General features: G+C 56.6%; 7 protein-coding genes and 1 other RNA gene. 2 read left to right on the forward strand and 6 right to left on the reverse strand.

The window, feature by feature from the left end; translation table 11 throughout:
- Positions 1-36: 36 nt before the first annotated feature.
- Entirely contained in the window at positions 37-2,235 is a 2,199-nt protein-coding gene (locus tag ROO76_09955; protein ID MDT8068474.1) for a DUF3488 and transglutaminase-like domain-containing protein, read from the reverse strand.
- Positions 2,236-2,360: 125 nt separating this feature from the next.
- An RNA gene (ffs, locus tag ROO76_09960) (signal recognition particle sRNA small type) lies at positions 2,361-2,458 on the reverse strand.
- Between the two features lie 167 nt (positions 2,459-2,625).
- On the opposite strand from ffs, the gene ROO76_09965 reads away from it, so the two are divergent.
- The gene (locus tag ROO76_09965) at positions 2,626-3,621 is read left to right on the forward strand and encodes a beta-ketoacyl-ACP synthase III (protein ID MDT8068475.1); all 996 of its coding nucleotides are present in this window, start codon (positions 2,626-2,628) and stop codon (positions 3,619-3,621) included.
- A gap of 3 nt (positions 3,622-3,624) precedes the next feature.
- On the opposite strand, the gene ROO76_09970 is transcribed toward ROO76_09965, so the two are convergent.
- The 4 genes from ROO76_09970 to ROO76_09985 form a co-directional block, all read right to left on the reverse strand.
- Complete coding sequence (locus ROO76_09970; GenBank protein ID MDT8068476.1) at positions 3,625-4,464, reverse strand: ABC transporter ATP-binding protein; 840 nt, start codon at positions 4,462-4,464, stop codon at positions 3,625-3,627.
- 3 nt (positions 4,465-4,467) lie between these two features.
- Positions 4,468-5,265 carry a cobalt ECF transporter T component CbiQ gene (gene cbiQ / locus ROO76_09975; protein ID MDT8068477.1) on the reverse strand — a complete coding sequence of 266 codons (798 nt, stop codon included), beginning with the start codon at positions 5,263-5,265 and terminating at the stop codon, positions 4,468-4,470.
- Between the two features lie 5 nt (positions 5,266-5,270).
- Entirely contained in the window at positions 5,271-6,278 is a 1,008-nt protein-coding gene (gene cbiM / locus ROO76_09980; protein MDT8068478.1) for a cobalt transporter CbiM, read from the reverse strand.
- 293 nt (positions 6,279-6,571) lie between these two features.
- The gene (locus ROO76_09985; protein ID MDT8068479.1) at positions 6,572-6,868 is read right to left on the reverse strand and encodes a hypothetical protein; all 297 of its coding nucleotides are present in this window, start codon (positions 6,866-6,868) and stop codon (positions 6,572-6,574) included.
- 629 nt (positions 6,869-7,497) lie between these two features.
- Here ROO76_09985 and ROO76_09990 point away from each other — a divergent pair.
- Positions 7,498-7,941, forward strand: a complete 444-nt coding sequence (locus tag ROO76_09990; GenBank protein MDT8068480.1) for a hypothetical protein — start codon at positions 7,498-7,500, stop codon at positions 7,939-7,941.
- The last annotated feature ends 148 nt before the right edge of the window (positions 7,942-8,089 follow it).

Consider the following 8,089-nt stretch of genomic DNA (forward strand, 5'->3'; position numbering starts at 1 on the left):
TCCGCGCGAATCCGCGAAATCCGCGCTTGTCTTGCTTTACTTCTGCACCAGCTCTTCGTAGATCTTCGGCAACTCGACTGCGTCTTCGGCGGAGTTCCCAAATCGCGCCCGCTCGTAGTGTTCGGTGAACCGAGCCACACCGTCGCGCAATCGAGCGTCGCTGATCTTTGCCACAAACTCTTCTGGAGTCTGGCTTGGCAATTTACGGTGTCCGCGGCGAGCCATTGCGTTCGTCATCTTTCGGTACCAGATGCTGGCGGCTCCCTGCGGAGCCTTTCCGGGGTTTCGCGCGATGTGCTGCGTCCTGATTGCGCGCGCTACTCGAGGAACATTCAGCAGCAGGAGAAGCCCGGCTATGAACAACACCACCGAGGTGACGTACGCCCGTGGAGAGTTAACTAGAACCCGGTGAGTGTCCCGCGCTCGTTTCACGAGCATTGCATACGTATGCCGGAACCACTGCTTCACACGCTCGAAGAGGTGCACACCTTTGTTTACGGCGACGTTCGTCAGTTTCTGCTGGTGCGCGAAATCGTAGTTGACCACCCACTCGCGCCAGAATTCCTGCGCGGCATCCATGTACAGCTGCATGCGGCTCCACGTCGTAACAACCGGAGCGCTCCCTGCGGGTGTGGGATCGAAGCTGTACCAACCCAATCCGGCGAAGAACACTTCCACCCAGGCGTGCGCATCCTGCGCGCGAATAATAAAGTTGCCGGTGAGGTCGTTCCATTCGCCTCCCCGGAAACCGGTCACAAGTCGTGTTGGGATACCGACTTCGCGCAACAAAACCGCCATCGAGGAGGCGAAGTATTCGCAGTGTCCTGCCTTGCGATCAAAAAGAAAATATGCAACCGGATCCTTCTCGTATCGTGATGGGAGTTGCAGCGTGTAGGTGTACTTCGAGAGATAAGCCTGAACGGCGGCGGCCTTTTCGATAGGCGTTCGCGCGTGTGCTGTAATTTGTTGCGCCAGCTCTGCAATGCGCGGGTCGAGGTCGTCAGGCAGTTCCAGGTATTTCTTGATCTCGGGCGGATAGGGCCCGCTGGAAGATTCGAACTCCTGCAGGGTCGGTTGGCTGAGATCCGACGTACCGCTATAAAGCATTGTCGGATGTTCGCGGTCGGTGTTGATTACAACTTGGGCGTCATCTTCCGAGAGTTCCCGAAACGGCCCGGATATAAGGATAGGCGAGGGGATGGTGAAGAGAATGTTCGTCCCGATCGGCTCGAGCATGACGCGGTACTTGATGATCTGCGGCCGACGACTCACGGCAAGTCTCGTTGTCGGACTTGGCGGAGTCAGGCGCACATCGAAGCTACCCCCGAAGTTCGGGAGGTTTCTCATATCGTGCGGGGGATTGAACCAGTTCTTCCCGTCGAATTCGCTGAGGGTATTGCCACGCAGGAGAACGCCAGCACCTTTCTGCCCCGCGCCTATTCGAACATGCGCCACAATTTGGCTCGACTGTTGAATCCGGCCGATCTCGCCAAGTGCGACGCTGTCGCTGAATCCGGTTACTAGCTCATTCTGCTGCGCCAGTTTGCTCAGGTAACCACCGGTTGCGATTCGCGGTATGACGAAGAAGATTCCGACCGATGCCAGCACAATACTGCCGACGAGCGCCATTCCCATCATCGACAGAGCATAGGAAAAGACTTTCCGGCGTTTGCGTTGACGCAAGCCGATTGGCCTTCCCAGGTGCTGTACGGGGCCGCCGCGTAGCGCCGATCGGCGCATTTCCAGCGCCATGAACGTGACCACGCCGATAAACAGGAAAATGCCCAGCGCGCCCAGGAAAACCGAATCAACGGTCAGGATGGCCGCGGAGAGCACCTCCAGGAACGCTAGCATCGTCAGGTACGCGTAGTCGCGGTCGCGGTGGATTGAGAACATCTTCACGATGATTCCGAACAGCAGCAGGTGAACCGTCGCGATTACGAAATTGTCGGATATGAAAAAGAAATCGAGGATGTAGACCAGGACATAAATGAGCCCCAGGTACGAAGTAACGCGCTCGGGAATGGTGATAGTCTTGCCGCGACCGAGCAAGTACCCGCGCAGCAGCAGGGCCACGCACATACACACGCTGCTCAGCGGGTCCAGCTTTCCCGTCACGACCAGTGTCAGGAATCCCATCGCGAGCAACAACAGTAGACACACCTGGAAGTACTGCTCGATAGCAGGGGGTACAACCGGGCGATCGCTCCTCAGGATGGGTGCGGAATCGGACATCGTGTGGCTTTATTGTAGTGGAGCTTTAGCTCCCAGCAGCGGAGACTTTCGGAGAATCGGAATCGACAGGATTAAGACCGCAGGTTAATTGCGGTTTGCGCGTCGGGGAGTTGCGAAAATAAAGCCGGACACCGGCTGCCTACTGCACACGCAAGAGCCCGTTACCGTTGCTTCCTTCCGGACCTGGCGGGATTGGCGGGAAGACGTTGCGTAGGACCGATGTCCGACCATTCAAATTTTATCAAAGATTCCATTTACGTGGGCGTTCCTTCAGGGTGGCTTTCAACGCCTCAAATCAGCAACTCGCGTGCCCTCATAACCCACTTGGTACTTTCCGTTTACACTAACGGCAGTCATCATTGAGAATAGAATTTTCTCCGGAGCACTAGATTGAAACCTGTCCGCGCCAAGATTTCTGCGTTGGGTACATTTGTACCGCCCCGAGTCCTCGACAACTTCCAGCTTGAAAAGATGGTGGAGACCACGAACGAGTGGATCCTCGAACGTACCGGAATCCGTGAGCGGCACATTGTGGATAAGGGGATCGCCGCCAGCGATCTCGCCGTTTGCGCCGTTCGTGACATGGTCGCTCGTTATGGCGTTGACCTGAATGAAATCGAAGCAATTGTTTTAGCCACCGTTACCCCGGACATGATGTATCCGTCCACGGCCTGCCTTATCCAGCACAAGCTCAATCTCTCCAATGTCTGGGGATTTGATCTGTCCGCAGGGTGCTCGGGATTCGTATTTGCCCTCACGGCCGGCGCGAAACTCGTCGAAAGTGGCGCCCATAAGAAAGTCCTCGTCATCGGCGCGGACGTCAACTCCTCGATGATCGACTACAAGGACCGCGCGACCTGCATCATCTTCGGCGACGGCGCTGGTGCGGTCCTTCTCGAACCCGCCCAGGATGGCGAGCCCCACATCATCGATTTTGTGCACCAGGTGGAAGGCTTCGGAGGGCAGTTCCTCAATATGCCCGGCGGAGGATCGCTGAATCCGGCGTCGAAGGACACGATTGAGAAGAACATGCACGTCGTGCACCAGGACGGTCAGCAGGTGTTCAAGTATGCCGTGAAGAAGATGGCGGAGATGACGGAGAACGTTCTGAAGCGCAACAATCTCACGGGCGCCGATGTCGACTGCTTCATCGCTCACCAGGCAAATAAGCGCATCATTACCGCCACGGCCGATCGCCTCAAGATGCCTCCGGAGAAGGTAATTATCAATATCGATCGCTACGGCAATACGACCGCTGGAACTATTCCGCTCGCGATGGATACAGCCCTGAAAGAAGGCAAACTCAAGAAGGGCGATACCGTGCTGCTGGCTGCGGTCGGCGCTGGCTTCACAAGCGGAGCTACGCTGCTGAAGTGGGCCTTCTGACCTTCATTTGTCGAACTCATCACCGTGTATGTGTTCGTGTCCGTGCTCGTGATGCGAGTGTCTGTGCGAGTGTGGATGCGAGTGCACCACGCCGTCATGCGAGTGCCTGTGGGCATGGATCAGGTTCGCGCGGAGGAGTAAATCCGAATCGGAGAGGATTTGCGACGGCTCTCCTGATGCGACGATCTCACCTTCCTGCATGACGTAGACAATGTCAGCGATATCTTCCACGATGTCCAACTGGTGAGTCGTGGTAATTACCGTCTTCGAAGTGTTCTTCCAACTCTGAATCAGGTCGATTAGTTGGCTCTGAGCCTTTGGATCGAGTGTGGAGGTGGGCTCGTCGAGCAACAGCACCTCCGGATCGAGTACCAGAACGGACGCCAACGCGACGCGCTTCTTCTCGCCGCCTGACAAGCGATGAGGAGGACGATCTTTCAAGTGAAATATTCCCATGAACTCCATCGTCTGATCAATGCGCTGCAGCAGTTCATCCTTCGGCAACTGCAATTGCAGAGGGCCGAAGGCGACTTCGTCGAAGACAGTTGGGTTGAATAGCTGAACATCGGGATTCTGGAAGACCAGTGCGACACGGCGGCGGAAGTTGAAGGCGAATCCGCTGCCCTGCAGACGATCGAGGGTCATCTCCTCACCACCGAAACGGACAGTTCCGGCGGAAGGGAAGCAGAGACCGTCGAGCAAACGCAGCAGCGTCGATTTCCCGGAACCGTTGGCTCCGACGATCGCAACGCGCTGGCCGGAAGCGATGGCGAGCGACACGTTTCGCAGTGCGACGATTCCGTCGTAATCGAAGCTGACGTTTTGGAGATCGAAGAGGTTCACGAACTATCTTCCGAACCAGACTGCAAGAAAAGCAATAACAATTGCGAGCACGATCGATGCCAAATCTCTCAGCTTCATTCGAGAACTGTCCAGCAGTCGAATGTCTCCGGTGAAGCCTCGCGATTGCATGGCGAGGTAAACGTCATAGCTCAAATCGGCGCTCTTGCCGAGCAGAACTCCGGCTGTTCGGATCGCCATACGGCGCTGATCGGCTCCGCTCATTGCGCCTACCATGCGGCTCTGGCGCGATTCGAACATCTGTCCCGCGGTCTCGATCAGCAGGAAGATGTAGCGATGCGTCATCGCCAGCATCGTCACGACTTCTGCCGGAACCCAGAGCGCGCGAAGACCACGCAGGATCTGTACCCAATGCGTGCTCAGGACGAGTGCGGTCGTGAGTGTGACTGCGGTTTCCACACGAAGGATGAGCAGACATGCGGTTCGCAATCCCTGGGCTGTGATCGCCAATCGGCCTGCTTGAGCGACAACATCTCCGGGCGTGATGAAGATCGCGGGCAGCGCGATCAGGCCAGTGAAGCCGAAGACGATCAGCCAGACGCGCTTGATCAGCGTTCCGAAAGGCACTCGTGATCCGAACGAGACAAAGACCGCGAGAAGGAACAGAGCGCTCAGCGGCAAGAGGCTGAGAGTAAGGACAACCGCAATAACCAGCACAAGAATCGAGACGATTCGCGCGCGCGGATCGAAGCTCTGCAGCAGACCTCGCTTTGCTGCGGTCTGCTCGGAAGCGAAGGCTTTCGAGAGAGCTTTGGTGAAACTGCGCAGCGTGGACTCAATCATGTGGCTCACGAGCGTGCCTCTTTGCGGCTGAAAGCGCGAGCTACGAGCGAGAGAAGCAGAATTATTCCGACGCCGAACATCGCCGACAGCATGTATCCGAATGCTGGATTCTTTATGAATGCTGGAGCGTAACTCGGGAACGGGGCCGTCCAGATGGACGACAGCCGCGCCAGGCCAGCGGGAGCGTTGGTGAAACTCTCTGCGGAGCCTTCGCCCCAGGCGGTTCCGACGGCCAGCGTTCCCAGAGGGGTAAGGATCAGCAGCGATCCGACGGTGGCCCAGAGCTTCCACTCCGAGGTGGCCTGCGTGGCGACTGTCGGCTGAGGTGCTGTTGTCACCTGCTTGGCGAAGGCGGTGTTGCTCAGCAGAGTCGACCTGGTGCCCTGGAGGTAGGCGATCATTCCGCCAGACAGGGCTGCTTCGGCGAATCCGGCGATGGTCAAGTGTCCGATCATCATGGCTGGGATCGCTATGTGCAGCGGATAAGGCGCGTAGAGCGGGGTTCCGCTGGCGTCGTGGAAGAGCACGGGCTGAATACCAAACTCGATCGCGGCCAGAAACGCTGCTGCGTTGATCGACACGTAACCGGCGATGGCGGCGGCGAGGACGTTGCGGCGTCCGCGACTGGCGAAGAGGCGATAGACGGCCCAGGCGACGAGCGAGCCGACGATGGCCATGTTGAAGCAGTTTGCGCCGAGGGTGGTGATTCCTCCGTCGCCGAACAGCAGTGCCTGGATGGTGATGGCGATGGAGAGTGAGAGAATCGCTCCCCAAGGGCCGAGGACGATGGCAGCGACGGCGATTCCGACGGCGTGCGCTGTGGTTCCTCCGGGCAGCGGCAGGTTGAACATCATGATGACGAAGGAGAAGGCCGCGAAGACGGAGATCAGGGGAATCGTTCGCGTCATGAGGACGCGCTTGATCTTTTTCAGGGCGAGCCACCAGCCGGAGCCGGAGAGGACGTAGAGGGTTGCACAGGTCGATGGACTGAGATAGCCGTCCGGGATGTGCATAGGCCCTCCGTGGGTACAACTGTAGCAGCGGGGAGACGGAAGTCGGAAGCCGGAAGTCGAATGTCGAAGCGTCCAATCTGTTCTACCCACCCCCTATTTTTGCAGCGTCCTCTTTTCAGGTACTTACGGAAATTTTCGGCGTAGCGAGATGAAAGCAAAGAATTTAAATCTGAAAATGTGTGGTCTCCTTTTGGGTTCAAGAATTTGCGATGGAAAAATGTGTTTTTGAGGTACGAGGTGCGAGGTACAACTCGAGGTACAACTCGCAATACGCAATTTGCCATACACAGTTCTCAGTTGCCAATTTTGAGCTGCACCAGTTGGCCGGGCTGGATCAACGGTGGTTCGAAATTGACGGGGTCGGGGGTTGGGATTTGGGAGGCGGAGAGGAAGAGGGGGCATTGGTTACGGTAGGTACGGACCTGGGGGTGGAAGGGGCAGGTGCGGGATCGGAGATCGCGGGCGCGCTTGGCTCGCAGGGCGCGTTTACGCCGCTCGTTGTGGAAGTAACAGAAGGCCTGGTGGCGTAGCGCGGGCGAACCGCAGGTGTTTCCGCTGGGCATGATGTGGTGGCAGAGTGGGATGGTCATGAGTTCCTCCAGGAAAGGGTGCCGGGTAACGGGTACCAGGTACCGGGGGCCGGTTCGAAAGTCGAAAGACAAAATCAAAGACCAAGTCAAAAGCCCCGCCCTGTCGCCAAAAGCGTGCGACAAGGCCAGGGCAGGAGAGGGACGCGAAAGGGCGCAAAGGAAACGGCCATCCGGTTAGGGACGGCCGCTTGTTGTGTCTCTCTATTTTCAGAATAGCAGGTTGGGTATGGCTACTGTGACATTGGGGAGGAAACTATATTTCGATTGGAATGAGGAGCTTGCGACGAAAATGACAAATTTTGGCTCTTGACAAGAATTTTCTCAAAGCGAGAAACGAGGGGACTAATGATGTGCACTGAATCATAAATTGAATTAATGCGTGGGATGTCCTGTTATCACTCACTATCCCGTGAATTTGTTCACTTTGACTTTCGCAAAGCCCGGCCTACACTCTGCACATGAGCCGCGACATAAGTAGAACGAGGAATCTGCTCTTATTCGTCCTTGCCGTGATCGCTCTTGCGTTTCTGCTGAATGCCTGTCGTGCACAGAACAGTACCGCCAAACCTTTCACCGCCGACATTTCCCTTTCATCAACAGTTATTCCGTCAATCTCAGGGAGACTGTATGTGAGTGGTAACCACATCCGACTCGATTGGGGCAAGATGGTTGATGTTTTCGACTTGAAGACGCGCCAAGGCTGGCGAACTTTTCCTGACAGCAAGATGTACATGGTGCTTGAGAGCAGGAGGCTTCGAACCTATGCTCCCGAGATGGTGGATGGATCGATGTGTCCTCACGCTACATATCCCTCTTTCTGCAAGCTAGTTGGCAGCGAGGAGATTGAGGGGCGCGCAGCAAGGAAATGGGACCTCTATGACCCGGTGAAGGGATTTCACGTCTACTACTGGATCGACGAAGCCCAAGGGGTCACCCTGAGGATGGCGATTGGCGATGCATCGACGTATAAGGTGAGCAATGTACACGTTGGAACCGTGCCGGATTCGATGTTCGAGCTTCCAAAGGGATTGACGAAAGTGGATGAGCAGTTTAGGCCCATCGAGCACGATTGAGAGTGATAATGTATGGTCCGCCGCCGGACTGCAAGAGGGGTGAAGTTGGGCGGAAGGGACAGTCTGCGTAAATGTATCCGGCCTTTAGTGGAGACTCGCTCTCCGGGCCTTGATGATGATCCGCGCGTGTCGGTCCTTATAAATCGCT

Source organism: Terriglobia bacterium (assembly GCA_032252755.1).
GTDB lineage: Bacteria > Acidobacteriota > Terriglobia > Terriglobales > Acidobacteriaceae > JAVUPY01.